Source organism: Flavobacterium ichthyis, assembly GCF_009915155.1.
Taxonomy (GTDB): Bacteria; Bacteroidota; Bacteroidia; order Flavobacteriales; family Flavobacteriaceae; genus Flavobacterium; species Flavobacterium ichthyis.
This window is the reverse complement of record NZ_JAABLM010000007.1, coordinates 146,833-173,769: the sequence shown is the minus strand read 5'-3', so window position 1 is coordinate 173,769 and position 26,937 is coordinate 146,833. Positions and strand designations below refer to the sequence as shown.

The 26,937-nt window shown below is 36.7% G+C and carries 23 protein-coding genes; 10 read left to right on the top strand and 13 right to left on the bottom strand.

All coding sequences use genetic code 11. The features are described 5' to 3' along the window. Positions 1 to 14: 14 nt before the first annotated feature. Positions 15 to 1,883 carry an OmpA family protein gene (locus GV828_RS07525; protein WP_166536870.1) on the top strand — a complete coding sequence of 623 codons (1,869 nt, stop codon included), beginning with the start codon at positions 15 to 17 and terminating at the stop codon, positions 1,881 to 1,883. A gap of 188 nt (positions 1,884 to 2,071) precedes the next feature. On the opposite strand, the gene GV828_RS07520 is transcribed toward GV828_RS07525, so the two are convergent. Beyond that, entirely contained in the window at positions 2,072 to 2,503 is a 432-nt protein-coding gene (locus GV828_RS07520) for a DUF1573 domain-containing protein (RefSeq protein ID WP_166536869.1), read from the bottom strand. A 170-nt stretch (positions 2,504 to 2,673) separates the two neighbouring features. Between GV828_RS07520 and GV828_RS07515 the strand changes: the two genes are divergently transcribed. The 5 genes from GV828_RS07515 (at position 2,674) to GV828_RS07495 (ending at position 7,082) form a co-directional block, all read left to right on the top strand. Next, a complete protein-coding gene (locus GV828_RS07515; RefSeq protein ID WP_166536868.1) occupies positions 2,674 to 3,933 on the top strand; it encodes a sensor histidine kinase in 1,260 nt (419 codons plus the stop codon). A 5-nt stretch (positions 3,934 to 3,938) separates the two neighbouring features. Next, positions 3,939 to 4,622, top strand: coding sequence for a response regulator transcription factor (locus GV828_RS07510; RefSeq protein WP_166536867.1), 684 nt, complete (start codon positions 3,939 to 3,941; stop codon positions 4,620 to 4,622). Positions 4,623 to 4,691: 69 nt separating this feature from the next. After that, positions 4,692 to 5,162, top strand: a complete 471-nt coding sequence (locus GV828_RS07505) for a methylated-DNA--[protein]-cysteine S-methyltransferase (RefSeq protein ID WP_166536866.1) — start codon at positions 4,692 to 4,694, stop codon at positions 5,160 to 5,162. A gap of 21 nt (positions 5,163 to 5,183) precedes the next feature. Then, on the top strand, positions 5,184 to 6,338 hold the full coding sequence (locus GV828_RS07500; RefSeq protein ID WP_166536865.1) for a serine hydrolase domain-containing protein: 1,155 nt from the start codon (positions 5,184 to 5,186) through the stop codon (positions 6,336 to 6,338). A gap of 30 nt (positions 6,339 to 6,368) precedes the next feature. Further along, positions 6,369 to 7,082 (top strand): 3'-5' exonuclease, encoded by a 714-nt coding sequence (locus tag GV828_RS07495; protein WP_166536864.1) that lies wholly within the window; start codon positions 6,369 to 6,371, stop codon positions 7,080 to 7,082. A gap of 33 nt (positions 7,083 to 7,115) precedes the next feature. Here the strand turns inward: GV828_RS07495 and GV828_RS07490 are convergent, their stop codons facing one another. Both GV828_RS07490 and GV828_RS07485 read right to left on the bottom strand, forming a co-directional pair. Continuing rightward, positions 7,116 to 7,670 (bottom strand): hypothetical protein, encoded by a 555-nt coding sequence (locus GV828_RS07490; protein ID WP_166536863.1) that lies wholly within the window; start codon positions 7,668 to 7,670, stop codon positions 7,116 to 7,118. 148 nt (positions 7,671 to 7,818) lie between these two features. Continuing rightward, positions 7,819 to 10,758 carry a S8 family serine peptidase gene (locus GV828_RS07485; protein ID WP_166536862.1) on the bottom strand — a complete coding sequence of 980 codons (2,940 nt, stop codon included), beginning with the start codon at positions 10,756 to 10,758 and terminating at the stop codon, positions 7,819 to 7,821. A 143-nt stretch (positions 10,759 to 10,901) separates the two neighbouring features. On the opposite strand from GV828_RS07485, the gene GV828_RS07480 reads away from it, so the two are divergent. Continuing rightward, positions 10,902 to 12,587: an ABC transporter ATP-binding protein gene (locus tag GV828_RS07480; RefSeq protein WP_166536861.1), complete on the top strand. Its 1,686-nt coding sequence runs from the start codon at positions 10,902 to 10,904 to the stop codon at positions 12,585 to 12,587. A 1-nt stretch (position 12,588) separates the two neighbouring features. Further along, complete coding sequence (locus GV828_RS07475) at positions 12,589 to 12,981, top strand: hypothetical protein (RefSeq protein ID WP_166536860.1); 393 nt, start codon at positions 12,589 to 12,591, stop codon at positions 12,979 to 12,981. Between the two features lie 194 nt (positions 12,982 to 13,175). Here GV828_RS07475 and GV828_RS07470 read toward each other — a convergent pair whose 3' ends face one another. The 10 genes from GV828_RS07470 to GV828_RS07425 all read right to left on the bottom strand — a co-directional run bounded on the left by GV828_RS07470 (position 13,176) and on the right by GV828_RS07425 (position 25,230). Then, positions 13,176 to 13,835: a CoA transferase subunit B gene (locus GV828_RS07470; protein WP_166536859.1), complete on the bottom strand. Its 660-nt coding sequence runs from the start codon at positions 13,833 to 13,835 to the stop codon at positions 13,176 to 13,178. A gap of 1 nt (position 13,836) precedes the next feature. Beyond that, on the bottom strand, positions 13,837 to 14,538 hold the full coding sequence (locus tag GV828_RS07465; protein ID WP_166536858.1) for a CoA transferase subunit A: 702 nt from the start codon (positions 14,536 to 14,538) through the stop codon (positions 13,837 to 13,839). Positions 14,539 to 14,600: 62 nt separating this feature from the next. After that, entirely contained in the window at positions 14,601 to 16,913 is a 2,313-nt protein-coding gene (locus tag GV828_RS07460) for a penicillin-binding protein 1A (RefSeq protein ID WP_166536857.1), read from the bottom strand. Positions 16,914 to 16,919: 6 nt separating this feature from the next. After that, entirely contained in the window at positions 16,920 to 17,405 is a 486-nt protein-coding gene (locus GV828_RS07455) for a gliding motility lipoprotein GldH (RefSeq protein WP_166536856.1), read from the bottom strand. Further along, positions 17,389 to 18,825, bottom strand: coding sequence for a PSP1 domain-containing protein (locus GV828_RS07450; protein WP_166536855.1), 1,437 nt, complete (start codon positions 18,823 to 18,825; stop codon positions 17,389 to 17,391). Before GV828_RS07450 ends, GV828_RS07455 begins: the two co-directional genes overlap by 17 nt. 190 nt (positions 18,826 to 19,015) lie before the next feature. Continuing rightward, a complete protein-coding gene (gene trhO, locus GV828_RS07445; RefSeq protein WP_166536854.1) occupies positions 19,016 to 20,383 on the bottom strand; it encodes an oxygen-dependent tRNA uridine(34) hydroxylase TrhO in 1,368 nt (455 codons plus the stop codon). A gap of 361 nt (positions 20,384 to 20,744) precedes the next feature. Then, on the bottom strand, positions 20,745 to 21,155 hold the full coding sequence (locus GV828_RS07440; protein WP_166536853.1) for a BrxA/BrxB family bacilliredoxin: 411 nt from the start codon (positions 21,153 to 21,155) through the stop codon (positions 20,745 to 20,747). Between the two features lie 83 nt (positions 21,156 to 21,238). After that, on the bottom strand, positions 21,239 to 22,384 hold the full coding sequence (locus tag GV828_RS07435; protein WP_166536852.1) for a lycopene cyclase family protein: 1,146 nt from the start codon (positions 22,382 to 22,384) through the stop codon (positions 21,239 to 21,241). Positions 22,385 to 22,407: 23 nt separating this feature from the next. Then, complete coding sequence (locus tag GV828_RS07430) at positions 22,408 to 22,878, bottom strand: thioredoxin family protein (RefSeq protein WP_235935429.1); 471 nt, start codon at positions 22,876 to 22,878, stop codon at positions 22,408 to 22,410. Positions 22,879 to 22,977: 99 nt separating this feature from the next. Further along, the gene (locus GV828_RS07425) at positions 22,978 to 25,230 is read right to left on the bottom strand and encodes a TonB-dependent receptor (RefSeq protein ID WP_166536851.1); all 2,253 of its coding nucleotides are present in this window, start codon (positions 25,228 to 25,230) and stop codon (positions 22,978 to 22,980) included. Positions 25,231 to 25,315: 85 nt separating this feature from the next. On the opposite strand from GV828_RS07425, the gene GV828_RS07420 reads away from it, so the two are divergent. Both GV828_RS07420 and GV828_RS07415 read left to right on the top strand, forming a co-directional pair. Further along, complete coding sequence (locus GV828_RS07420) at positions 25,316 to 25,969, top strand: metal-dependent transcriptional regulator (RefSeq protein WP_166536850.1); 654 nt, start codon at positions 25,316 to 25,318, stop codon at positions 25,967 to 25,969. 2 nt (positions 25,970 to 25,971) lie between these two features. Next, a complete protein-coding gene (locus GV828_RS07415; protein ID WP_166536849.1) occupies positions 25,972 to 26,790 on the top strand; it encodes a ZIP family metal transporter in 819 nt (272 codons plus the stop codon). The last annotated feature ends 147 nt before the right edge of the window (positions 26,791 to 26,937 follow it).

Genomic DNA, 26,937 nt, shown 5'->3' with positions numbered 1-26,937 from the left:
AGCGACCTAAGACAATGAAAAAAATATATGTAACATTAAGTTTTGTGATCGCGAGTATGACTCTTTCGGCCCAAAACACCGATACAGAAAAAGCCGACAAACTCTTTGATCGATTTGAATATGTTGACGCTTCCGCAGAATATTTAAAACTAGTAGAAAAAGGAAAAGCAGACGGCTACGTTTATAAACAATTAGCCGAAAGCTATTACAATGTTTTCAATACAAAAGAAGCTGCAAAATGGTATGCAAAAGCGGTAGAAACTCAGCAAGATGCCGAATCTTATTACCGTTATGCTCAAATGCTAAAAGCCGAAGGTAAATATGAGGAGGCAAACAAACAAATGCAAAAATTTGCCAGTTTAGCACCATCTGACTCTCGTGCTGTAGAATTCAATAAGGATCCTAATTATTTGCCTAAACTTCGCAGTCAGGCAAAATTATTTGATGAAAAAGCCGTTGAAATCAATAGTGATCAGTCAGATTTTGGAGCAGTTTTGGCAAACGATAACACACTTTATTTTGCATCAGCAAGAAACAAAGCCAGAAAAACCTATGGCTGGAATGAAGAACCGTTTTTAGATTTGTACAAATCAACTTATAACGCTAACGGAACTTTGAGCGAAGCCACTCCAGTTGCGGAAATTAATACCAAGCACCATGATGGTCCTGCCACAATTTCTGCCGATGGTAACACCATGTTTTTTGCCAGCGAAAGTTTCAAAGAAGGAGATTTTGAAAAAGACAAATCGAAGAAATTGAAATTCGGTCAAGTTTACCTTTTTAAAGCCACTAAAAACGGTGATAAATGGGCAAATGTTCAAGCTTTACCATTCAATAGCAAAGACTATTCGGTTAGTAACCCAAGTTTAAGCAAAGACGGAAAAACTTTATATTTTTCTTCTAATATGCCAGGAGGTCTTGGTGGAAATGATATTTGGAAAGTTTCGGTAAATGGCGACAGCTTCGGCAAACCTGAAAATTTAGGTTCTAAAGTAAATACAGCAGGAAACGAAAGCTTCCCCTTCATTACTGATGACAACAAATTATATTTCTCATCAGACGGCAGAAAAGGCTTTGGAGCATTAGATGTATTCATGATTGATTTAGCTAAAAATGGAGAAGCTACTAACGTTGGAGCTCCCGTAAATACTTCTAAAGACGATTTTGCCTTTACATTCAACACTACTAAAAACATTGGGTTCTTCTCAAGTAACCGCTCGGGTGTAGATAATATTTACATGGCAACTCCGGTTTGTGGAGTAGAAGTGGTAACGGTTGTTAAAAATGCAAAAACCGGTGCCATCCTTGCAGATGCTCGTGTTGCTATTTTAGATGAAAAGAAAAACGTAATTGAAACCAGAACTTCAGGAGCTGATGGAACCGTAGTTTACAACGTAGATTGTAACAAAGCATATTCCCTTCAAGTGGCAAAAGACGGATTTGAAAGCAATACTTTTCCGGTGGCAAAAACAAACGGTGGTATCGTAAATATTTCTGCAGATCTTCAACCAATTGATGTAATTGTTACTGAAAAAGAAATTATTTTAAAAGAAATTTTCTTCGAATTTAACAAAAGTAATATCACTCAAGAAGGTGCTTTCGAGCTTGACAAGTTAGTTCAAGTGATGAAAAACAACAACAATCTTGAGATTATGGTAAAAGCACATACGGATAATAGAGGAAGCGATTCTTACAACATGAACCTATCAGACAGACGTGCCAAAGCAACAGTGCAATATGTACTTTCAAAAGGAATTGCTTCAAGCAGAATTACTGGTAAAGGTTATGGCGAAAGCGAACCTAAAGTAGATTGTAAAGAAAATTGTACTGAAGAAGAACACGCTCAAAACCGTAGAAGTGGGTTCTTAATTGTGAAAAAATAATTGCAATAATGATTCCTACCAAAAACGCCTCTCAAAAAGAGGCGTTTTTTATTTACAAAGTAATAACTGATTTTCGACTGAATAATTAATTAAGATAACAAACGAATGATTAATAACATTACTTCAAAACCATTAAACGAAAAAAAGCTGCCTTTTCAGACAGCTTCTTCTAAATTCAAAAACTAAAATTACGATTGCGGCTCAACCACTTTCCCTTTGATAGAAAGGATTTTAGGTGTTTCAGAATCGTTAGTAGTTACCGTAACAGTTTTATTAAAATTCCCTGGAGCGGCTGCATTATAAGTAGCAGTAACACTTGCCATTTCTCCTGGTTTAATTGGAGTTTTTGTATAATTTGTAGCAGTACAACCACAAGAAGCTTTTACATTTGTAATTAAAATAGTTTGCTTTGTAGTATTTTTAAAAGTAAAATCGTGAGAAACTGGTTTGCTTTTCGCAATCTCACCAAAGTCATAACTTTCCTCTGTCCAAGTTACTTGCGACGGTTTTGCCGATGCAGTTGTAGCTGTTGCAGCTGGAGTTTTTTGTGCAAAAGTTGGAGCTGCTGTTAAAAATAAAGCTCCTGCCAAAGCCAATAATGTAGTTTTTGCTGTTTTCATAAATTCATATTTTTAATTTTAATTAAATTCAGATGATTCTGCATTACAAAAGTAAAAACAAATCATCACTACAATGTTAACCAAATTGCAACTCTTGTTAATGACATGTTAATAGGTTGTTTTGCCTTAATTTTTAACCTAATATCGTACCGTAAATAATCATTTTAAAGTTGAAATTCAATAAATTAAATCTCATCATTTTTATTGGCGTGGTCGCAATTGCCGGCGTTTTGGTCATGCAATTGCTAACATTATCCCAGGCTTATCAATTTGAAAAAAAAGAATTTGGTGAGAAAATAAATTACGCCTTGCAGGATGTTGTGGTAAAAATTCACCGTGACAACAAGTCCGAAACACCACTGGAAAATCCTATCCGTAAAATTACCGACGATTATTATATTGTCAATGTCAACGATGTCTTCGACGCCACGGTTTTAGAATATTACCTCAAAACCGAATTCAAAAAAGTGCGTCTCAACACTGATTTTGAATTTGCAATTTACGATTGTGGTTCTGACGAAATGTTGTACGGAGATTACGTTTCAAACGACGAAGAACAACCGCGAAAATGTGAAAAATGTTTCACCAAAAAAGACGGTTTGGTCTATTATTTTGCCGTACGATTCCCCGAATTGCAAAACAGTTATATGGGTTCGCTGAAAGAATATTGGGTTTACAGCGGTATTCTGCTGCTCGTTTTAATCATTTATGTATATTCGGTAGTGCTTTTGCTAAAGCAAAAAAAATACTCCGAACTCCAATCGGATTTCATTAATAACATGACACATGAGTTTAAAACGCCCATTTCCTCCATTTTAATTGCTTCGAATTTTACCGCTACACAACCCGAAATTCTCCAGAACCCGAAGTTGTCAAAATACACGCAAATTATTATCGCACAAAGCAATAAACTCAACCAGCACATCGAAAAAATCCTCAATATTGCCAAAAGCGATTCGCAATTAATGACCTTGCAAAAGTCACATATAAACGTGGTTGACGTTTTAAATCTGGCGAAAGAAACGGCTTTGCTCAAATACGAAAACCTTAAAATTGATTTGAAAATTCCTCATTATAATTTCCAAATTTACGCCGATGAATTTCACTTCTCGAACGTAATTTTCAATATTATCGACAATTCTGTAAAATATAACGATGGAAATCCCGAAATTGAAATTAAGGTGTCTGACGATAATACTGCTACAAAAATAGATTTCAAAGACAACGGAATTGGCATTGAACCTTCAGAAATAAATGCTATTTTTGATAAATTCTATCGCGTTTCAAGTGCAAAAAGAAATGAAGTAGGCGGTTTTGGACTGGGTTTATTTTACGTCAAAAAAATTATCGATTTGCATCGCTGGAAAATTAGCATTAAAAACAATCAATCTTCCGGAATCACAGTTTCAATCATCATTCCGAAAAAATAAAATTTATGGACAAATGCAAGATTTTTTATGTGGAAGACGATGCCACACTCGCTTTTTTAACCATGGATTATTTAGAACAATTTTACCAAATTGCGCATTTTTCTGATGGCGAAGAAGCCGTTAAACAATTTCACAAAAATGAATTTGATCTATGCATTTTAGATGTCATGTTGCCCAAAAAAGACGGTTTTGAAATAGCCAAAGAAATTCGTACCGTAAATGCCGAAATTCCCATTTTATTCCTTTCGGCGAAAGCCTTAAAAGAAGATAGAATCAAAGGATTAAAATTAGGTGCCGACGACTATTTAGTAAAACCATTCAGTTTAGAAGAATTAAATTTAAAGATAGAAGTATTTCTCAAAAGAAGCCATAAAATTCCTACTAATAACGCAAAACTGTACCAAATTGGAGGATTTAAATTTTTTCCCGAAAATTATTCGGTTGAAAAAAATGAACAAAAAATCAACCTCACCGAACGCGAATCGGCATTACTAAAATTATTTATCGACCACAAAAACGAAGTCTTAAAACGCGAAACAATTCTCAAGTCACTTTGGGGTGAAGACGACTATTTTATGGGCAGAAGTTTAGACGTTTTTATTTCCCGCTTACGCAAAATTTTTAAAGATGAAACCAATGTTCGCATCGAAAACATTCCGCGAATAGGGTTCAAATTAGTACTCGATTAAATTTTTTTTCTCAGAAAAAACTTTACATTTTTACTTTTTTGCTATTTTTATTGCATAATCCCCCCGAAAATGCAAAATGTTTATTTCGAAACACCATTGGGTACGGCTCTCTTAACTGGAGACGAAACGGGCATTTTTTCTTTTTCGCTTTTAGACGAAAAATTTCCAACTTCAACCGATATTCCTGATTATCTGGAAAAAGCAGTTATTCAAATCGGCGAATATTTTTCGGGAAACCGCAAAAATTTTGACCTAAATTTAAATCCTAACGGCACTGATTTCCAAAAAAAAGTCTGGCAATTGCTTGGCGAAATTCCTTTTGGCGAAACGATTTCTTATCAGCAACTTTCCAAAAATTTTGGTGACCCAAAAGCCATTAGAGCTATCGCTTCCGCCAATGGCAAAAACCCGTTATGGATTTTAGTTCCATGCCATCGTGTGATAGGTTCTAACGGAAGCTTAGTGGGTTATGCCGGCGGAATTTGGCGTAAAAAATATTTGCTCGAACTCGAAAATCCTAACCAACAAAAATTATTTTAAACCCAAAAATCCTCAAATCTTATGCGCTTTTTATTAAAATTTATTCTTTGGCTTCTCACAATTTTCGTTTTGCTTATTGTGGCGTTGTATGTTTTTGACGTGGATTATCTCATTAAAGGTGTGAGAATCACCTATCTAAACGGCGAAAAAACAGCTTATTTAAGTGATTACACCGAATTTGACAACCGAACCATCGAAAAAGGAGTAGGACAACCTTGGAAAATTTCCGAACAATATAATTCCGTTGAAGCCACAGATTCGTTAACAAACTTGCATAAAAAGTTTGGAACGGTTGCTTTTATGATTATCAAAAATGATAGCATTTGGCACGAAAGTTATTTTGACGGTTATGGCAAAAATTCCAAATCCAATTCGTTTTCTATGGCAAAAAGTATGGTGACTTCTGCTGTGGGAAAAGCGATAATGGACGGAAAAATTAAAAGTTTAGATCAAAAAGTAACTGATTTTTTTCCGGAATATAAAGGCGAATTTGGGAGTTTGGTAACCGTTGGTGATTTAGCGTCAATGGCTTCAGGATTAGATTGGGACGAAAGTTATTACAGTCCGTTTTCCATCACGACCAGAGCTTATTTTGACGAAAATTTAAATGATATGATGCTCAATTTAAAATTTGTTTCGCCACCAGGAAAAGAATTTCATTACGTGAGTGGTAATACACAACTTTTGGCAATGATTTTAGAAAAAGCTACTGGACAAAAACTGTCTGATTATGTATCGGAAAATTTTTGGAAACCAATTGGTGCTGAAAATGAAGCTTTGTGGCAGTTAGACCATCAAGATGGTATTGAAAAAGCATATTGTTGTGTAGCGGCAAGTGCTCGAGATTTTGCGCGTTTTGGGAAATTATATTTACAAAATGGCGTTTGGAACGGCGAGCAAATTCTTGATTCGACATTTGTGAAAAAATCGACTACACCTCGATTTGCAGATTCCCCAATGTATGGTTACGGCTGGTGGTTAAGTGATCATTTGGACAAAAAGATTTATTACATGCAAGGACATTTGGGGCAATACGTAATTGTGATTCCAGAAGATGAGTTGATTATTGTTCGGCTAGGGCATAACCGTGATGAGAGAGCTGATGGCAAAATGCACCGTCAGGATTTTTTCACTTACATTGACGAAACTTACAAAATGCTAAATGCCAAGAAATAATTTTTTTAATTTTGATAAAAGCCAAACAACATGATTGAAAAAATTAAACTCGAAAATATTTTGTTTTTGGACATTGAAACAGTTCCTGAAGCGGCAGTTTTCAATGATTTGGATCCAGACAAGCAAGAACTTTTTAGCCTAAAAACCCAATACCAACGCAAGGAATTATTTACCGCTGAAGAATTTTACGAACGTGCGGGAATTTGGGCAGAATTTGGAAAAATCATTTGTATTTCTGTAGGATATTTCACGTTTAAAAGTGATATCCGCCATTTTCGGGTGACGACTTTTTTTGGGGAAGAAGCCAAAATTTTACGTGATTTTTCAAATTTGATTAACAACCATTTTTCGCAGCCACAACACGTCCTTTGTGGTCATAATGCCAAAGAATTTGATTTTCCATTTATCGCCAGAAGGATGGTGGTTCATCAAATTGCCATTCCTTCAAAATTAAATTTATTCGGGAAAAAACCATGGGAAGTGCCGCATCTTGATACGATGGAGATGTGGAAATTTGGCGATTTTAAACATTATACATCGCTTAAATTATTAACCAACGTTTTGGCAATTCCGTCTCCAAAAGATGATATTTCTGGTAGTGAAGTGGCAAAAGTTTTTTATGAAGAAAACAATCTTGACAGGATTATTACTTATTGTGAAAAAGATGTGGTAGCGGTTGCGCAAATTTTACTCCGGATGAGGCGAGAAGACCTCTTGGTTGAAAACGAAATTGTGTACATTTAAAAAGCAAGAAGCCCCGAATTTTCGGGGCTTCTTTTATCTTCTGGTATTGCTTTGGCTTCTGTAATAATAGTTGGTTCCACTAGAAGGACCATAATAATAGTTACTGTTACTATAATTGTTTCCATAACCTTTTACGTTTCCTCGAAAATCAATAATTCGACCAAATCTATCATACACAATTTCTAAATTACCTACTCTTGAAAGTGCAAATCTATTATAAGTCATGTAAACGGTTCCCACTCTTTTTACTCTATTTTGAGTGTCATAATTTACGAAAACGTTACCTACTCTTCTCACACGACCCTCGCGATCGTGTTCAATTTTTATACCTTCAAAATTTATCGTTTCCGGAGCTCCATAAGTTGAATTGATTTTTCTAGATGCATTCTTGTAATAAGTTCCGCCACTTGATGCTACTGTATTAAAATCAAATTCTCCATTTGGGAAAATGTAAAATTCAATTCCTCTTTCATTAAAATAAATCGGCTCGGCACTTTCTACTGTCATCGGAAAATTACCGCTAAAAGCATTTGCAATTGCTACATTTCCAAAAAGAAAAGTTAAAGCAAGAAGTGTAATTTTTTTCATGATTTCTAAAATTTAGATTTTTTACCTACTCTAGTCGATTTTCGGTTACTTCGCAAATCAAAAAACTGATCTTACTTGTCAGAAATTCAATTTGCGTGCCAAAAATTTTAAAAGTTGGTATTAGCTTTAGAAAATCATTAAGAATAAATTACTTTTTTACGATTAATTTTTTCGAAGATTTACTGCTTTTGTTTTGAATTTCAACCAAATACATTCCGTCAGCAAAGCCATTTACACTAATAGTTTGATTAGAAACTACATTAGTTGTAGTGAAAATTTTTCTACCGCTTAAATCATAAACTGTAACTGTAACTGGATCGTTTGATGGTAAAGAAACAGCAAAACTATCGTTGGCAGGATTTGGATACAATTGAAAATTAGCGCTTTCGAACGAATCCGTTTTCAAAGTATTCACTGAAATTCCGCAAATATTTAAACTAAATGTATTAATAGAACCGCCGTCACCATTGTATTGATCATAAACATACAAGGTCCAAATTCCGTCGGCAAGTTGATTGTTTAAAGAATATAAAGGGTCTATTGGTGCAAAATTTCCGGAGATTCCTGGATTTCCCGGATTACAAATCAACGCCGTTCCGGCATCACTAAATGTTGCCGAAATATCATCTTGTGATCCACATGGGTTTTCAACCAATCGAAATAGTGGATAGTCTAACTCTTCTGGTCCTTCGAGATATACTACAATATCTTCGATATAGGTATGAGATACATTGATATTTGCCGCAATTGAACCAATTGTAATTCCGCCAGATACTGTAATTGGCACACTTGCTAAACTTCCGGCTACAGTTTCAATCACGCTATCAGTAAAATCATTGGCGTAAAAGATATTGTCACAATTTAAAACACCTGTGCCAAAACTATGAATAGCAGGGTTTAACGCAGTTCCACATCGGTTGGAGCCAATTATACGCCAAAAATATTTAGTGTTTTGTTCTAAATTGGCTCTAAAGCTCGTATCAGTAGTAGTAACCGAAGTCACAATGTTAGCGAAATTTACATCTGTGGCAATTTCAACCAAATAACTTTCGGCATTGTCATCTGCAACCCAATTTAAAGTTGTGGCAGGTGGCACCATATTATCATTTTGTAGCGGATAAATTGGTGTGGAAGATGTAAAATTTGCATTATAAATGGTTACCGGAATATATTGAATTTCTTCATCTAAACCTCTAACGCCTTTTAAACCCACATTATAAATTCCTGGCGTTGCGTTTTGTAAATTTGCTAATGTAATCGTTACATCTTGAGAACCCGCCGCTTGATTTACATTCAATGTGGCTGAACTACCTTCAGGAGCTCCTACGACTGAAAAAATTGTATTTTGTGAAGCGTTAGTTGCACCATGATTATAACGTAAAATTGAAGTTTGGTTAGAACATAAAACTTGCGCCTCTGACAAACTTGTTAATTTAAAATCCGACTGAACACCTGTGGCTATCAGAGAAAAATCTTGACTTGGGGTTTGTAAATTTCCTTTATGTGTAACGGTAACAGTATAAACACCTGAAGCAGCCGGGATTGTAACCCGTTCAAAATTATCTACATTATTGTCGCTATTATTAGTTGCATATATATAAAAACTGTCTAGAGTCAGTTTCCAAGGATAATAAGTTTGTCCATTTTTGGTCACTCTAATATCCAAGTCGTGAATAAGAGCAGCATCAGTACTATTAAGGTCACTATTAATTATCCCAGGTAAATCTGTCCATGATATTGAAACTTCAAGAGGATTAACACCATCAGAAACAAAGGTTTTTGTGAATGTTTCGCCTTGCGAAAGATTTTCTTCAGATATCCAGCTCGAATAACTATCATTTGTAATGGTTTCCGCAGCTTTTTTAGCATTTAAAAGACCCCAACCAAAAATAGGATCAGGGCCTATTTCGCCAGCATCATCTGAAGTATGACACGCTAAACCTTTTAGCGTGGCGGCTTTCATAAATTGAAAGTTTAAATTATTATAATGTTGCTGAAGCAAGAGCAAAGTTCCCGTAACATTTGGTGCCGCCATAGAAGTTCCTGTCGAGGTTCCGTATGCCGAATTACTTGACTCTCCGGTAGAAAATACTGAAGTTCCATTTCCGGTAATGTCTGGTTTAATTCTAAAATCATCTGCAGGTCCTTGACTACTACCAGAATTAATGTTTACATTAAGTACATTTCCGTTAGAAGCTATACTAGCATCCATAGCATTGGCAACTACTAAATTATTTTTAGAAACTTTATTTCCTGTTAATTTATCGTAACCAAAAGCAATAGGTTGCAGGTTATTATCTTGACCATTATTTCCCGCAGAAGCGACCATCAAATAGTAAGGAGCATTGTAGGCCAGTTCATCCCAGTTTCTCGACTGTTGAACATAAGTACCGATGTAGGAAGGATCAATTGAGTTTCCAGAATTGTTAATAATAGGAGTTCCGTATGAATGGTTAGAAACAAGCATGCCATCCATTGCTTCAGAAGTTGCTTCAGAAAGATCATTTGTCCAGTTAAATGTTCTAACGTTAGCTGATGGTGCCATTCCTTTAGCATTTGCCACAACGCCCGAAGCACCAATGGTCCCGGTAACATGGGTTGCATGGTAACTATTTCCCGATGGTCCTGCGGTAGCATCTTCAACCGTTATTCGGCCTCCAAATTCCTGATGCGAAGCACGTGCCATTCCACCGTCCCAAACGCGAGCAATCATATTTTGCCCGTTTAAATTTAATCCTAAACCACCTCCAGAGTTTAAAAAATTCGTTCTCGTAGATCTTGCAGCACCCGTATTGTCAACCGAGAAATAAATGGGGTCTCCATTTGGTGTTACATCCATTAGCTCGTCAACAGCACCATCAGCTTTTTTTATAAATTCTGGCCAACCCTTTAGCATTGCTAATTGTAAAGCTTTTTGCTTTTGAGCTGCTTGTTGTTTTAAAAATTTTTCCTGAAGTGCGGTTAGTTTGCCTATATCATAGTTGCTAACTATTTCTTGGACTTCTTTTGTAGTTTGTGCTGAAGATTCTACCGAAAAAGATAGTATGGTACACAATATACTACCAATTGCAAAGGTAAATTTTGTCATTTTAGGGGAATTAAAGTTGCCAAATATAATCAATATCTCAAAAAAAAGTCTTGATTGTTTGATATTTACGATAAAATCTAAAAAAAGTTTCATTGTCACACAAAATTATTTCGATTTTCAATGAGTTTCCTTACATTTAGCGTATGCAAAACTCACTTTTACAAGTCAATCAACTCGAAATTTCTTTTAAAAGAGACGAAAAATGGTTCCCCGTAATCCACAGAATAACTTATCAACTTCGAGAAGGAGAAATTTTAGGAATTGTAGGAGAATCAGGTTCTGGAAAATCCGTTTCATCATTAGCATTAATGGGTTTGCTTCCGCAAAATATTTCCAAAATCACCAATGGCGAAATTTTTTTTGATAGCAAAAATATAATTTCGCTTACGCAAAAAAAACTCAGGCACATTCGCGGAAGCGAGATTTCCATGATTTTTCAGGAGCCGATGTCATCGCTCAACCCATCGTTAAAATGTGGTTTTCAAGTAGCGGAAATTTTGCAACAACATACCAATCTTTCTCCAAAAGAAATTAAAACCGAAGTTTTATCGCTTTTTGAAAAAGTAAAATTGCCCAATCCCGAAAAAATTTTCGACCGGTATCCACACGAAATTTCCGGCGGACAAAAACAACGTATAATGATTGCCATGGCAATTGCTTGCAAACCCAAAATTCTCATTGCAGATGAACCCACCACGGCTTTGGATGTAACGGTGCAAAAAGAAATTATTGCGTTGCTCAAAGAAATCCAGCAAGAAACTGGCATGAGCATTATTTTTATTTCACACGATTTGGCATTGGTTTCCGAAATTGCACATCGCGTGTTAGTGATGTACAAAGGCGAAATTGTAGAACAAGGCAAAGTGGAAACTGTTTTTCACAATCCGCAACACAACTATACTAAAGCCTTGATTAACTCGAGACCAAATTTAAACGAGCGTCTCAAGAGGTTGCCAACCATCAAAGATTTTCTTGAAAATACGGTTAGCAACGCCATTATTTCTAAATCAGAAAGACAAAAAAATCAAGAACAATTATACCGTCAAGCGCCAATTTTAGAGGTAAAAAATGTGGAAAAAGAATATTTTTCTAACGCCGGAATTTTTGGCAAAAAAGTAGGATTTAAAGCGGTGAACGACGTCAGTTTTAAAATTTATGAAGGCGAAACCTTAGGTTTAGTTGGCGAATCGGGTTGCGGAAAATCGACTTTGGGAAATGCGATTTTGCAATTAGACAAAGCTACAGCTGGACAAATTTTTTACAAAGGAATTGACATCACCAAACTTTCCGGGAAAGAAATTAGAAACTTAAGAAAGGAAATCCAGATTATTTTTCAAGATCCTTATTCGTCATTAAACCCTAGAATTCCTGTAGGAAAAGCGATTATGGAACCAATGAAAGTTCACGGTTTGTACAAAAATGAAGTAGAAAGGATGGCCAAAACCATCGAAATTTTGGAAAGAGTAGGGCTAGGCGAAACTTTTTTTAACCGTTATCCACACGAATTTTCTGGGGGACAAAGACAAAGAATTGGGATTGCGAGAACTATTGCTTTGCAGCCCAAATTAATTGTTTGCGACGAGTCGGTTTCGGCATTGGATATTTCGGTTCAAGCGCAAGTTTTAAATTTGCTGAATGAGCTAAAGGAAAATTTTGGCTTTACTTATATTTTTATTTCGCACGATTTGGCGGTAGTAAAATACATGTCTGACCAAGTTTTGGTGATGAACAAAGGAAAAATTGAGGAAATGGCTGATGCCGACGATTTGTACGAAAATCCTCAAAAAGAATACACAAAAAAATTAATTGATGCAATCCCAAAAGGATAATATGATACAGTTTACGAGTACTTTTACCGAGTTTTACGAAACGTTTAAAACCAGTCTTGCGGATGGCACTTTTGCCAAAATGACTTTTGCCAAAACAATCGGAAAAGCCGAATTGCAAAACATTTTCATCCGTCCGATTTTAGAAAATAAAACATTGCAACTGGAATTAAAATTTAGATTTCAGAAAGAAGAAATTTTTGAAATTCATACAATTGAAGGCGCTTTTGAAAGGTTGTTGTCGTTTATCAATAATCCGTTTTTGTCAGTTATATTATTCACTACTGAATTTGATTTGACTTATAAATTGAATAAAAAACGTGTGGTTAGTGTAACGGATCAACCGCCAACTTTTGCAAACGCGAGTGAAACGTTGTTGGAATATTTGGGGAGATAATACCAGAAAATTTTCTTTTTGGCAGGGTTTGCACAAGGGATTACTTCGTCAGTTCGCTTCGCTCGTGTGAGGCGGCATCCTTTTTTAGCGGAGCTTGCGGAGCTGAAAAAGATAAAGCCGAAAGCCCGGCCGATAAAAAAAGCATTTCCAAGGGAAAGGAAATGCTTTTTTTGTGGGATGTGCCCCCATTATTTTTAATTAATGACCATTTCTGGAATTTGTCCTTCGATGATTAAATTTCCTTCGGTGGCTTTTTTAATGTCTTCAACGGTGACTCCTGGAGCTCGTTCGAGCAGCTTGAAGCCTTCGGGAACGATTTCTAAAACCGCCAATTCTGTAACGATTTTTTTCACGCAACCCACGCCAGTCAAGGGCAAAGTGCAACGCTTGAGGAGCTTGGATTCTCCGGCTTTGTTAACGTGCATCATGGCTACGATGATATTTTCGGCGGATGCTACAAGGTCCATTGCGCCACCCATTCCTTTGACCATTTTTCCGGGAATTTTCCAGTTGGCGATGTCGCCGTTTTCGGCCACTTCCATAGCACCAAGAATGGTGAGATCCACTTTTTGGCTTCGGATCATGCCGAAACTAAAGGCAGAATCGAAAAAACTGGCTCCGGGAAGCGTGGTGATAGTTTGTTTTCCGGCGTTGATAATGTCGGCATCTTCTTCGCCTTCAAAGGGAAATGGTCCCATTCCGAGAACGCCGTTTTCGCTTTGGAATTCTACCGAAATATCTTCTCGAACATAGTTGGCAACCAAGGTTGGAATGCCGATTCCGAGGTTTACGTAGTAATTGTCTTTTACTTCTTGAGCGATTCTTTTGGCAATTTGGTTTTTATCTAAAGCCATTCTATTCTTTTTTTCTGGTTGTACGTTGTTCAATTCTCTTCTCAAATTTTTCGCCTTGGAAAATTCTTTGAACCATGATTCCCGGAATATGAATTTGGTTAGGATCCAACGTTCCGGCGGGAACTAACTCTTCCACTTCTGCGATGGTAATTTTTGCGGCTCCAGCCATGCAAGCGTTGAAGTTTCGGGCGGTTCCTTTGAAGATGAGGTTTCCGGCTTCGTCACCTTTCCAGGCTTTAACAATCGAGAAATCGGCTTTGAAAGCTTCTTCCAAGATGTGCATTTTTCCGTTATATTCTCGGGCTTCTTTGCCTTCAGCGATTTCAGTTCCGTAACCTGCGGGTGTATAAAAAGCTGGAATTCCGGCTTGTGCGGCTCGGCATTTTTCGGCTAATGTTCCTTGTGGTGTGAGTTCAACTTCTAATTCTCCGGAAAGCATTTGTCGCTCAAATTCGGCATTTTCGCCTACATAGGAAGAAATCATTTTTTTGATTTGACGCTTTTGCAAAAGCAATCCGAGTCCGAAATCGTCAACACCAGCATTGTTGGAGATGCAGGTTAAGTCGGAGATGTTTTTTTTAACTAATTCTGCAATTGAATTTTCGGGAATTCCACACAAGCCAAAACCGCCCAACATGATGGTTTGTCCGTTTTGAACATCGTGCAGTGCTTCTTGAACCGAAGTTACTTTTTTATTAATCATATAATAAATGTTTAATTTGGTGTATAAATATATAAAAAAACGCCTTAAAAAAGGCGTTTTAATTAGAAATCAAATTCATCTGTATTTTGCTCTTCAATTTCTTCAATAGCTGTTGTGTCTTTTACTGGAGGTCTCCAACAATCTACTTTTATGGAAAGATTTGATGGTCTTTCAAAAGGTTCTTTTGATACGGAAAGTTCTTTGTCATTATAACATTTTTTCATAAACATTCCCCAAATTGGCAATGCCATTGTTGCTCCTTGACCGTAAGTTAAACTTTTGAAATGTGCAGAACGGTCTTCGTTCCCAACCCAAACTCCGGTAGCTAAATTGGGTACCATTCCCACAAACCAACCATCTGACTGGTTTTGTGTAGTACCTGTTTTTCCGGCGATAGGATTTTTCAACACATAAGGATAACCAGTTACTCGATTATATCCATGACCGCCACCGTCAGTTCTTAAACGCAATCCCGAACCAGATTCGGTTACACCTTCTAATAATTTGATTACGGCATAGGCAATATCGCGGTTTAGTACATCATGTTGCTCCGGATTTGGTTCGTATAAAACTACGCCATTTTTGTCTTCAATTCTTAAAATAACTTGTGGTTTTACGTAAACACCTTGGTTGGCAAACGTACTGTAAGCTGCTACTAATTGTTCTACGGTGATTTCAACTGCTCCTAAAGCAATTGAAGGTTGCGAAGGAATTTTGGTAGTAACACCTAATTTTTTCATTAAATCGATTACAGCATCCGGACCGGTTTTGTCAATTAATTTTGCCGAAACGGTGTTGATGGAATGTGCCAAAGCCGATTTCAAAGTAGTCATGCCGCGGTAACTTCCGTTAGAATTTCTTGGAGTCCAAGATTCGGTCACGTTATGGCGACCTTTCGGGATTGTATAAGGCGAATCGATAATGGAATCGCATGGCGAATAGCCTAATTGTTCGATTGCGGTTGCGTAAACGAATGGTTTAAATGTTGACCCTACTTGTCTTGCTCCTTGACCAACATGATCGTACTGAAAATGTTTATAGTTGATTCCTCCAACCCACGCTTTTACGTGACCTGATTGCGGTTCCATTGCCATCATTCCGCTTTGTAGAAAATGTTTGTAATAACGGATGGAATCATTTGGTGTCATGGTGGTGTCGCGTTCTCCTTTCCAGGTGAAAACCGTCATCCTGGTTTTTTTCTTAAATGAAGCAATTATTTCGTCTTCGCTTTTGCCTTGAGCATCTAACTGTCGCCAACGTTCAGAATTTCGTCTGGCGCGATCCATTAATTTTTCAGTCTCGGTATCGCTTAATTTGATGAAAGGGGCATTTTTGTTGGTTTTGGCTTCATGCCAAAATTCTTGTTGCAAATTTGCCAAGTGATCTTGAACAGATTCTTCGGCGTAAGTTTGCATGCGTGAATCAATCGTCGTGTAAATTTTTAATCCATCGCGGTAAATGTCGTATTCGGTTCCGTCTTCTTTTGGGTTGTTTTTTGCCCAAGTTTTCATGTAATCCCGAAGGTACTCTCTAAAATAAGTGGCAATTCCTTCTTTATGTGTTTGAAGTTGGAATTTCAATTTAATAGGTCGTAGGCTAAAATTTTTCTTTTGTGCTTCGGTAATGATGTTGGCTTTATGCATTTGTGCCAACACCACATTTCTGCGGTTTTTAACACCTTGTTCGTTTCTAACAGGGTTGTAGAGGGAAGAATTTTTGAACATTCCTACCAACATTGCCGATTCGTCTATGGTTAAATCTTTGGGTTCTTTTGAAAAATAAGTTTTAGAAGCCGAACGAATTCCGATGGCATAATTGTTAAAATCATACACGTTGAAATACATCGCAATAATTTCACTTTTAGTGTATTGGCGTTCCAATCGTGTGGCAATAATCCATTCTTTTGCTTTTTGGACCAATCGAAACAAAATAAATTTTGATCCTTCACCATGAAACAATTGTTTGGCTAACTGTTGGGTAATGGTACTTGCTCCACCACTTGTACCTAAACTAGTTGCGGCTCTAAGTGTTCCTCTGGCATCAATCCCGGAATGTTCGTAAAATCGTTCGTCTTCGGTGGCAACCAAGGCATCAACTAAATGTTTGGGTAAATCCGAATATTTAATTGCGGTTCTATTTTCATTGTAAAACTTTCCAATTGTTTCTCCGTCAGACGATATGATTTCAGTTGCCAAGTTTGATTCCGGATTTTCTAGTTCTTCAAATGAAGGCATTGAGCCGAAAACTCCCCATGATGCCAATAAGAAAAATAAAAAAACGCTTCCTAAACCTATTAAAAATATTTTCCAGAATTTTCTATTATAATAACCCACATCTTTTACTTGGGTTTTGGTATTATTTTTTTTCACAGCCATAAAAAATTAATCTCTTTTTTCAATTCTAAAACCTATTTCGGTGATGCCTTCTAATTCATTTTCACCTTCGAGTTTGCCTGTTTTTCGCATGGCTTGACTTACAGAAATTTGGTGATCGCCAATAGCCGAAAACTTGTAATTTTCTTTAAAAAATAATTTGCTTTCTTTCACATCTGTAAAACCTTCTCCCAAAAGCGTGCCATCTGGGTTGGTCATTTTGTATTGCAAAGTATCCACTTTAGTCAAACCTTTTGGCGCTTCGATTTTTACAATTAAAAAAATATTGTTGAAAGCATAATCGTCATTAGAACGCAAATTCACGAACAAATCGTATGTTTTTAAAGTGTCAGGATTGTTAAAAACAAAATGAGCCACGCTATCTTTTGGCCAAGTGTCACCATACGAAACGTATTGATCAAACACCCGTTTTTTGTCGCATGACACCATCATCAACAAAGCGAAAAGTAGAACAAAACTAATTTTTAGGTTCATTTTTATTTTGATTTGAAGGTTGGTTCGGTTGGTCCCCATTTGGTTTTGGTCGGTTTTTTTGTTTGTTCCGATTGTTATTATTTCTGTTTTTATTTTTGAAATTTTTCTCGCCAGTTGGTTGATTTTCCTTCACCGATGCGTCATCCACTTCTTTATTTCTTGGCGGTCGTGGCTGATTTTGATTCCGGTTTTGATTGTCACGTGGTGCCGATTTTTGTTCCGGATTGGGTTGTCTTCGGGTATTGTCCATCGGTTTTTTTGAGGGATTTGCCACGCGATTTTCTACCGTTTCCGCCGGTTTTTTCTTTTTATTCGGGCGTTTCTTTTTCTTAGGTTGGTCAAATCGAGTTAAACTTTCCTGACCAACCGTGTTGCTGAATTCTTTTTTAGCTTCTACCTCAGGTTCTTCTGCATAATCTTCTAACGACGAAACTTTGTTTTTCTGTTTATTTTCGGCAATAATTTCTTTTACTTGCTCAATTTTCAAAACGTGCCATTGTGCATAATTATCAGTGTAAGCAAACCACATCAGGCCTTTAAAAATGTCTTGTTTTTGGCAAACTGCCTCACCTTTTTCGGTAAATAATTTTGTGTCAAAATCCGGAAAAGATTTCAAAGCATCCATGTATGTGTCCAACTCATAATTAAGGCAACACTTGAGTTTGCCGCATTGTCCGGCTAATTTTTGTGGATTTAAAGAAAGCTGCTGGTATCTTGCCGCAGAAGTATTCACGCTGCGAAAATCCGTTAACCAAGTGGAACAACACAACTCGCGACCGCAAGAACCAATTCCTCCCAAACGCGAAGCTTCTTGGCGAAAGCCAACTTGTTTCATCTCGATTCTGGTAGAAAATTCTCGTGCAAATTCTTTAATTAATTGTCTAAAATCCACGCGATCATTTGCCGTATAGTAAAACGTAGCTTTCGATCCATCTCCCTGAAATTCGATATCCGAAATTTTCATTTCCAAATTTTGTGCAATTGCCAACTCTCGTGCGCGAACTTTCATCGGTTCTTCTTTTGCCCTGGCTTCGCTCCAAATATCAATGTCTTTTTGCGATGCTTTGCGGTAAATTTTTGGCAAATCGCTTTTAAGGTTCACATTCTTTTTTTTCATTTGAACCCGAACCAATTCTCCCGTTAAGGTTACAATTCCAACGTCATGTCCGGGAGAAGCTTCAGTGGCGACAATATCTCCCATAGAAAGTGTGAGTTTTTCGGTGTTTCGGTAAAATTCTTTTCTACCATTTTTAAACCGAATTTCCACACAATCAAAAATTTCTTGTCCCGAAGGCAAACTCATGTTAGAGAGCCAATCGAAAACCGTTAATTTATTGCAACTGTCTGTGCCGCAATTTCCTTTATTTCCACAACCTTTCGGAGCTGATCCGTCGGATGTTGAACAACTTGTGCAAGCCATATTTTATATCGATGCCGCAAAACTGCAGCTTATAGATTCGTAAAAAGTTTTGTGGGTAAAGATAGGAAATTTTAGATTGATGTTGCAAAGACGTAACGTTGTCAATTTACCAAATTTTTGGTAGTTTCAGTTTCAAAAAAAAACCTACTTCTTAATTGAAGTAGGTTTTCGTTTTTTCTGTAAAGATTTTTTAACCTAAAATTTTATAAATTTTATCCGAAAGGCGAACTCTAAACGGTAGTACCATCGTCATTTGATCGTTTGGTTTTGCTATTGCTACTGATTTTCCGGCGACAAACATTTCCGTTAGTGTTAATTCTTGTTCGCCAGTAGTGGGTCCGGAAATTAGGATTTTGTCACCAATTTTTAATTCGGTTTTTTCAATTAAAAACTGACCAATTTGCGATTTTACGTAGTAATGTTCGCATTTTCCAACCAAAGTTTTTTTGACCCGACGCTTCGGGTTTATTTTTTGGCGAATGTCTTTTTTTTCCACTGTTGCCAAAGCAACCGCATCTAAATCGCCAGATTTTTTAAATTTTAGTTTTTCCGATTTGCCTTTGCGGAAAATCATATTGCCGTTTTTCACGCCACGACGCAATTTTACTTGTTCCACCAGCGGCATGTGAATAATTTCCTGACATTCAGTAGAACAACAATTTTCCATCACGGCTTTACATTCGTCACATTGGATAAAAAGCAAATGGCAGCCTTCGTTTTCGCAATTGGTATGGTTGTCGCACGGTTTGCCACATTGGTGGCATTGTGCAATAATATCGTCGGTAATTCTTTCGCCTAAACGATGATCGAACACAAAATTTTTTCCAATGAATTTACTTTCGAGATTTTCTTCCTGAATTTGTTTGGCGTAATTGATGATACCACCTTCAAGTTGGTACACATTTTTAAAACCTTGATGCTTGAAAAACGCCGAAGCTTTTTCGCAGCGAATTCCACCGGTACAATACATCACAAGGTTTTTATCTTCTTTAAAATCTTTGAGTTGCTCGTTGATGATCGGTAAGCTTTCGCGAAAAGTTTCCACGTCTGGTGTAATCGCTCCTTTAAAATGCCCAATTTCACTTTCGTAATGGTTTCTAAAATCGACCACAATGGTGTTCGGATCCTCCAGAATTTCGTGAAATTCTTTGGCTTTAAGGTGAATCCCAATATTGGTTACGTCAAAAGTTTCATCGTTTAAACCATCGGCAACAATCTTGTCCCGAACTTTTACGGTTAGTTTTAAAAACGAATGATCGTCTTGTTCTACCGCTACATTCAGGCGAATATTTTTCATAAAATCGTATGCTTCGAGGGTTTCGCGGAAGGCTTCAAAATTTTCTGCCGGAACGCTCATTTGTGCATTGATGCCTTCTTTGGCAACGTAAGTTCTGCCAAGAGCATCCAGTTTGTTCCAAGCTATAAATAAATTGTCGCGAAATTGTTTTGGGTCTTCAATTTTGGCATACGCATAGAAAGATAACGTGAGCCTTTGTTGTCCGGCTTCGTCGATGAGTTTTGCTCTTTCTTCTGCGCTTAAAGTGTTATACAGTTGCATGCTATAAACGGTTTAAGTGAGAATTTTTTTGAACTCTAAATGGAAGAATTCGGGTGCAAAGATAGTTTTTTTTTGGAGAAATATAATAGGGTTATAATTTGAGTTGAAAACTATAATATGGTAGAAAAACTACCCTTCAAAAAAAGCCTAAAGTGTTCCTTTAGCCCTGATAGAAGCGGAAATCCTTTTTTCAATTGCCCGGATTTTAATCCAGGGTAATTGAAAAAATATTGAAGCGTATAGCAGGAATTTCGATTAAAAAAATGCCTGTCCCGAAGCTTCGGGATGGCTTCTAAAAACACAAAACCCTTTCCGGAAAATTTAAATCGGGAAAGGGAATTGGGGGAAAAAGAGTGCTTTTTTAGCAGAATTCTGCGTATGCGTCTTTTAAGTTTTCGGCAATCATTTCGGCAGGACGACCTTCAATGTGGTGACGCTCTAGCATGTGAACTAGTTCACCATTTTTAAACAACGCCATGCTTGGTGAAGAGGGCGGGAAAGGAAACATGTGTTGGCGTGCGGCATCTACGGCATCCTTATCCACTCCCGCGAAAACCGTTACCAAATGGTCAGGTTTTTTTTGTCCATCGAGGCTCATTTTAGCTCCCGGACGTGCATTTCTGGCAGCACAACCGCAAACCGAATTGACCACAACTAGCGTAGTTCCTTCTTTTGCTAAAGCATTTTCTACCGCATTTGCACTATATAATTCTTCGAAACCAGCCTCCGAAAGTTCGGCACGCATGGGTTTTACCATTTCTTCTGGATACATCACTTTTTGGTTTAAAGTTATGCCACAAATTTACGGCTTTTTCATTGAAGAAAAAAAACTCGCAATAAAGTTTTGTTATAACGTTATTGGCGAAAAATTCGGTTGAATAATGCAATGAGAAAAGGCTTTTTCGGGCATTGCCAAATCACGTACAAATCTTCTATAATATTGGTTTCTTCGTCTAAAAATTTGAAGATTTTTTCGGGTTTGGCGGTTTTAAACATGCTCGAAAAGATAGTGTTTCCGAGGTGGTTTTTGTGGTGCAAAATGTCAAGCAAAAGCAAATCGTAAAACCAGAATTTATTTGTACTATAATATGTTCTAAAATCGTTTTTTTGAAGTAAAAATTGAATTAGTTTTTTTGATTTTTTTGCAGAATTTCGAAAAGTGTAACCAGTACTGGCTTTCGTCCAACCTCCGGCAGAACCTATATTTACAACGTTTTTGGTGTTTTTTTTCCAAAAAGGATAACAAGTCATGGGGATGTTGCCTTGCTCTTTGGAAATAACTTCGTAGCCAGTAATATTTTTAGATTGCAAATAATTCACAATTTCATCTTCGTATTCTTTTTCGGGTAACAAATGAGGCGAAAAAAGCGTATATTCCAGCAATGCTTCGTGGGGCGAAACTGGCAAAACATACATAAATCGGGTGTTTCCTTTCTGCGCTACAGAAAAATCCATAAACGTTGCTATTTCGGGATCAAAAGCGGGTTTGTTGGTTTTTATTTTCCAACCAATAAAATGCTGCTGGAGCAAAGGATATTTGTCTTGAGACAAAATTTCCTTAGGTTTCAAAATGCTGTTGAATAGTTTTTTACAACTGAAATTTCCTTCCTGAGTTTGAACTTCGACATGAGTGTTTTTGTCTTGGAAATCAGCTACTTGAGTTTTTAAGAAAGTAATATTTTTTTGTGTGCGTAAAATTTTGAGCATATCATTATAAAAGTCCAAACTCTCAATTTGTTTGTATTCATAGGGTTTCATATTAAATACTCGCGAAAAATATTTGTTGGCAAAAAGCGCTTTGTCCCATTTTTTAGAAACAACCGAGTCGAAATCACCATTTGGCTTTTCCCAAAAACACCAAGTTTTATCGTTGATTTTCTTTTCGTCTGGATCAATAATGAGAATGGTTTTGTCCAAAAATTGATTAGAAACCACCATTTCACGAAGAGTCAAGAGTGCGGCAAGTCCGTTTCCAGCAAAGATGTAGTCATAATTTCTCATTGCTCAAATATACCAATTTCGCACTATTTTTCCACATTTTCAATTTTGACTTTTGCGAGCACTTTCAATAAATCATTTGCGTTGCTATAAGATTCTATTTGAACCATAATTTCGTTATTTTTTAAAATTGTTATGGTAGGATAGGTTTGATTCGAAAGATTTTCGGCTAACTCATGAATGCCGGTATTTTTTCCTTTTGGTTTATATTTGAACGTTTTTTGTTGGAAAATAACGGGCCGTTTTTCTTCTGCATCGAAATGGATGAAATAAAAATATTGGTTCAATTCATCGATTATTTTTTGATTCTTAAAAGTCGAATTTTCCATCATTTTGCAAATTTTACACCAACTTGTATTGATGAAAATTACTAATGGTTTTTCTTTTTCAACCGAAAGTTTTTCTGCTTGTTCGAAAGTGTACGTGTTGAGCTGTGCAAAATTTTGGCTTGTTAGAAAAAAGATTAAAACCAGATATTTTAAATTTTTTGCCATCATTTTTTTTTAATTTTTTGCTACAGATTTTAAGATTTTTGGTGATTTTGTTTCTGTTAGAATTTGAAATGTCGCATTGGAATTTTCTTTAGTTCATAAAAATTAATTTAAGGTGAATCTCACCCCAGCAAAACTCCTAATTCCTTGGTTTGGACCAAAAACATAACTGGGGTCAAAAGTTAAAGCACACGGATTATTTGGGGTAGCAATGACGTTTCCGCTGTTGTCAAAATCCACTTCATTGTCAAAAGGATCTTGAGCTCGAGCAATGATGAAAGGATTTCCGCGATTTGGTGTCCAATTTAGCAAGTTTTTGATACCCAAATAAATTTCAACATTTTTCAATTTGTTGTATGTAAACTGAATGTTTTGAATACTCCAGATTGGCGAATATTCGCGTCTCGGGTCTAGTTCTCCTAACAATGGCAAACGCATAGGGCCGTAAACATTTCCAGTATAATCGATATCAATGAAAAATTTCGGAATTCGGTATGAAATTGCCCATGTTCCCGAGAATTTTTCTGTAAGAATTTGTCGCGTTTTTTCACCATTTTCATTTTTAGAAACATCCATAAAAGTCGCGCCTAAAATCACCTTTAATCCATTTTGGAAAACCATATCAATATTGGTACTAATTCCCGTAGTTACCGCCGAACCGTTGAGGTTTCTATAAATAATTTGATTTGCATTTGTATCATAATCCGGGATAATCGAATTAGTAAAGTAAGTGTACCAAGCAGAAGTTTCAATCCCAATAAAATTTCCACTTTTGCTATAAATTTTCTTTAAATAATTGACGTTTCCATTGTAAGATTTTTCCGGCTTTAATTCTTCTTGAAGAATCACATCTCGAGATCCAGTCAAGGCTGCGTGATCTTCGGTAAATAAATTAACAACTCGGAAACCCGTTCCGGCATTGAATCGTAAAATATCATTGTCCGTTATTTTCAATTTGTAAGCCAATCTTGGCGTGAAAATCGTTCGATGGTTAGAATTATGGTCTAATCTCGAGCCAAGCAAAAGGCTATTTTTATCGTCAAACGAAATTTCGTCTTGCACAAAAATTCCTGGAATCCAAGTGTCATCAGCCTTTTCGGTTGCAGGAGTGTTGTCATTATAAAGATTGTAGCGCAAAGCTACCCCTGCAAGCAAGTCGTGATTGCCTATTTTTTTATCCCAAACTAATTGCCCAAAACCAATTTCTTGTTGTGCCAAGTAGGGAACATTTCCGTAAACGGAGTTTTGGTCGTGATTAGTGTAAGAAAAAGACAACAAAAAATGTTCTTCAAGTGGCAATTCGTAAGCACCTAAAAGTTCGTATCTTGACGTGTAAATACTTTCACCATAAACTTCGTCGCCACCACGAAAACTCTTGTTCCATTGCAGTTCGCCACCCCATCTGTCTTCGTAAAAATACCTTCCCGCAAGGGAAAAAAGTTTGTCACTTTTTCTGCCGAAATTCCATTTTTGAAACACCGAAATTCTGTGTTGAAGCGTCACATCGGTAAAATTATCATGGTTGTTATCCGTTGGATCACTGTAATGAAAATAATTTGCCCCTAACAAAACCGAAGATTTTTCACCGAAATTTTTTCTAAAACCCAAATCAACATTGGCTTCTCCCCAAGAATTACTAAATACATCAGCCGAAAATTTTGGTGCTTTCGAAGCGTTTTTGGTAATAATATTGATCAATCCGCCAACCGCTTCGCTACCATACAATGACGAAGCCGGACCTTTCACAATTTCCACTCGCTCAACCAATGAATTAGGAATTCCGGACAAGCCATAAACTGTTGAAAGTCCGCTAACAATAGGCATTCCGTCAATCATGACCAAAGTATATGGACCTTCCAAACCGTTGATGTGAATGTCGCCAGTGTTACAAATATTGCAATTTAATTGTGGGCGAACGCCGTTAACATTTTGCAAGGCTTCAAAAATATTTGCGGTTGGATTTTTCTTAAAAAAAGTAGGTTTGTAAACCTCCACCGGAACTGGACTTTCGAGTCTGCTAACGGGTTTTAGCGTTCCGGAAACGACAATTTCATCTAGCGAATTCGAGTCGTTTTCGAGTTCAATTTTAATTGCAGCATTATGCGTTGTGATTGATTTTCTAAAAGCTTTTGCTCCCACATAATTGACTTGAAGAATATAATTTCCGGCAGGAATATTTTTAAAAATAAATTTTCCATCGCCATCAGATGATTCAGTACGATTCAAACTTTTTATAGCAACGTCAGCTCCAGCAACTGGAATTCCGTCTAAATAAATTATGCCCGAAACCGAATGTTGCGCTTGACAAAAGCCAAAAAAGAAATTGAAAACTAATATCGCCGAAAATAATTTTTTCATTATCTAAAATTATAATTTAGACAAAACTAAAAATAATTTTTATAACAAAAAAATATATATCTTTGTGTCTCTAAATTTTTGTTCAATGACTTATTCCGAAGAAAATTATTTAAAAGCTATTTACCATTTGTCGCTGTTTCAAAAGCAAGGAGTCAATACTAATGCCATTGCTAAAATGATTAGCGCCAAAGCCTCATCGGTATCGGATATGGTTAAAAAATTAGCCGAAAAAGATTTGGTACTTTATCAAAAGTATCAAGGCGTTACGCTAACTCCCGAAGGTTTACATGCTGCAAAAATGATTGTGCGAAAACACCGCTTGTGGGAAGTTTTTTTGGTAGAAAAGCTCGATTTTACTTGGGATGAAGTGCATGATGTAGCTGAAGAATTAGAACACATCCAATCACAAAAATTAATTGACAAGTTAGATGCTTTTTTAGAATTCCCCACCGAAGATCCACATGGCGATCCTATTCCAAATGCCAAAGGCGAGGTAAAAAATACCGAGAAAAAATTACTTTCGGATTTAAAAATTAATCAAAATTGTATTTGCGTAGGCGTGAAAGATTCCTCTTCAGAATTTTTAAAATATTTGAGTAAACAAGAAATTTCGCTAGGGTCTAAATTAGTAATCGTGCAAAAAGAAAGTTTTGACAACTCGTTAATCATTGAAATTAATGACCAGCAATTGAGCATTTCCCACAAAATTGCCAGCAATCTTTACGTAAAAAGCGTTTAGTTATGTTTGAAAATTTAATTCAATATTTACAGTCAATCGATCCGGTCTTAGCGGCACTTTATGCCACGCTATTTACTTGGTTTTTAACTGCTTTGGGAGCTTCGGTTGTGTTTTTTTTCCGAACGATGAATCGCGTAATTCTCGATGGAATGCTTGGTTTTACAGGTGGTGTAATGGTTGCCGCAAGTTATTGGAGTTTGTTAGCTCCGGCAATTGAAATGACTGATGGCGAAGGTTTTACTAAAGTAATTCCGGCGGCTGTTGGGTTTATTTTGGGAGCGATTTTTTTATTTAGTTTAGACAAAATGTTGCCGCATTTGCATATTAATTTTAAAGAAACAGAAGGAGTAAAATCGCCGTGGCAACGGACTACTTTGCTGGTTTTAGCCATTACTTTACATAATATTCCAGAAGGTCTGGCAGTTGGTGTTTTATTTGGTGGTGCTGCAGCAGGAATTCCTGAAGCTTCCATTGCTGGAGCCGTTACGCTAGCTATAGGAATTGGAATTCAAAATTTTCCCGAAGGAATTGCCGTTTCTATGCCGTTAAGACGAATGGGAATGAGCCGAAGAAAAAGTTTTTTATACGGACAATCGTCTGCATTGGTGGAACCCATATCGGGAGTTGTGGGGGCTTTGGCGGTTTCTTTTTTTACGCCAATTTTGCCTTACGCTTTGGCATTTGCCGCTGGAGCCATGATTTTTGTGGTAGTGGAAGAAGTGATTCCAGAAACCCAACAAGACAAGAATACAGACATTGCAACCCTTGGATTTATTGGTGGTTTCGTAGTGATGATGACTTTAGACGTGGCTTTGGGTTAATAACAGCCACAATCGTTATTACCACAATTTCCTGATTTTTTTTTCTTTTTCCAGAAGAATTTTTTCATCAAAAACACAAAGGCCAATCCTACTAAAATATAGGTGGTGATTGATTGAAAGTCCATATTTTATTCTCTTTTCAATTTT

Excerpts from the sequence above, each read along its gene's own strand:
- GV828_RS07525 (WP_166536870.1), top strand. The coding sequence starts at position 15 with ATGAAAAAAATATATGTAACATTAAGTTTTGTGATCGCGAGTATGACT.
- GV828_RS07520 (WP_166536869.1), bottom strand. The coding sequence starts at position 2,503 with ATGAAAACAGCAAAAACTACATTATTGGCTTTGGCAGGAGCTTTATTT.
- GV828_RS07510 (WP_166536867.1), top strand. The coding sequence starts at position 3,939 with ATGGACAAATGCAAGATTTTTTATGTGGAAGACGATGCCACACTCGCT.
- GV828_RS07505 (WP_166536866.1), top strand. The coding sequence starts at position 4,692 with ATGCAAAATGTTTATTTCGAAACACCATTGGGTACGGCTCTCTTAACT.
- GV828_RS07500 (WP_166536865.1), top strand. The coding sequence starts at position 5,184 with ATGCGCTTTTTATTAAAATTTATTCTTTGGCTTCTCACAATTTTCGTT.
- GV828_RS07495 (WP_166536864.1), top strand. The coding sequence starts at position 6,369 with ATGATTGAAAAAATTAAACTCGAAAATATTTTGTTTTTGGACATTGAA.
- GV828_RS07490 (WP_166536863.1), bottom strand. The coding sequence starts at position 7,670 with ATGAAAAAAATTACACTTCTTGCTTTAACTTTTCTTTTTGGAAATGTA.
- GV828_RS07485 (WP_166536862.1), bottom strand. The coding sequence starts at position 10,758 with ATGACAAAATTTACCTTTGCAATTGGTAGTATATTGTGTACCATACTA.
- GV828_RS07480 (WP_166536861.1), top strand. The coding sequence starts at position 10,902 with ATGCAAAACTCACTTTTACAAGTCAATCAACTCGAAATTTCTTTTAAA.
- GV828_RS07475 (WP_166536860.1), top strand. The coding sequence starts at position 12,589 with ATGATACAGTTTACGAGTACTTTTACCGAGTTTTACGAAACGTTTAAA.
- GV828_RS07470 (WP_166536859.1), bottom strand. The coding sequence starts at position 13,835 with ATGGCTTTAGATAAAAACCAAATTGCCAAAAGAATCGCTCAAGAAGTA.
- GV828_RS07465 (WP_166536858.1), bottom strand. The coding sequence starts at position 14,538 with ATGATTAATAAAAAAGTAACTTCGGTTCAAGAAGCACTGCACGATGTT.
- GV828_RS07460 (WP_166536857.1), bottom strand. The coding sequence starts at position 16,913 with ATGGCTGTGAAAAAAAATAATACCAAAACCCAAGTAAAAGATGTGGGT.
- GV828_RS07455 (WP_166536856.1), bottom strand. The coding sequence starts at position 17,405 with ATGAACCTAAAAATTAGTTTTGTTCTACTTTTCGCTTTGTTGATGATG.
- GV828_RS07450 (WP_166536855.1), bottom strand. The coding sequence starts at position 18,825 with ATGGCTTGCACAAGTTGTTCAACATCCGACGGATCAGCTCCGAAAGGT.
- trhO (WP_166536854.1), bottom strand. The coding sequence starts at position 20,383 with ATGCAACTGTATAACACTTTAAGCGCAGAAGAAAGAGCAAAACTCATC.
- GV828_RS07440 (WP_166536853.1), bottom strand. The coding sequence starts at position 21,155 with ATGTATCCAGAAGAAATGGTAAAACCCATGCGTGCCGAACTTTCGGAG.
- GV828_RS07435 (WP_166536852.1), bottom strand. The coding sequence starts at position 22,384 with ATGAGAAATTATGACTACATCTTTGCTGGAAACGGACTTGCCGCACTC.
- GV828_RS07430 (WP_235935429.1), bottom strand. The coding sequence starts at position 22,878 with ATGATGGCAAAAAATTTAAAATATCTGGTTTTAATCTTTTTTCTAACA.
- GV828_RS07425 (WP_166536851.1), bottom strand. The coding sequence starts at position 25,230 with ATGAAAAAATTATTTTCGGCGATATTAGTTTTCAATTTCTTTTTTGGC.
- GV828_RS07420 (WP_166536850.1), top strand. The coding sequence starts at position 25,316 with ATGACTTATTCCGAAGAAAATTATTTAAAAGCTATTTACCATTTGTCG.
- GV828_RS07415 (WP_166536849.1), top strand. The coding sequence starts at position 25,972 with ATGTTTGAAAATTTAATTCAATATTTACAGTCAATCGATCCGGTCTTA.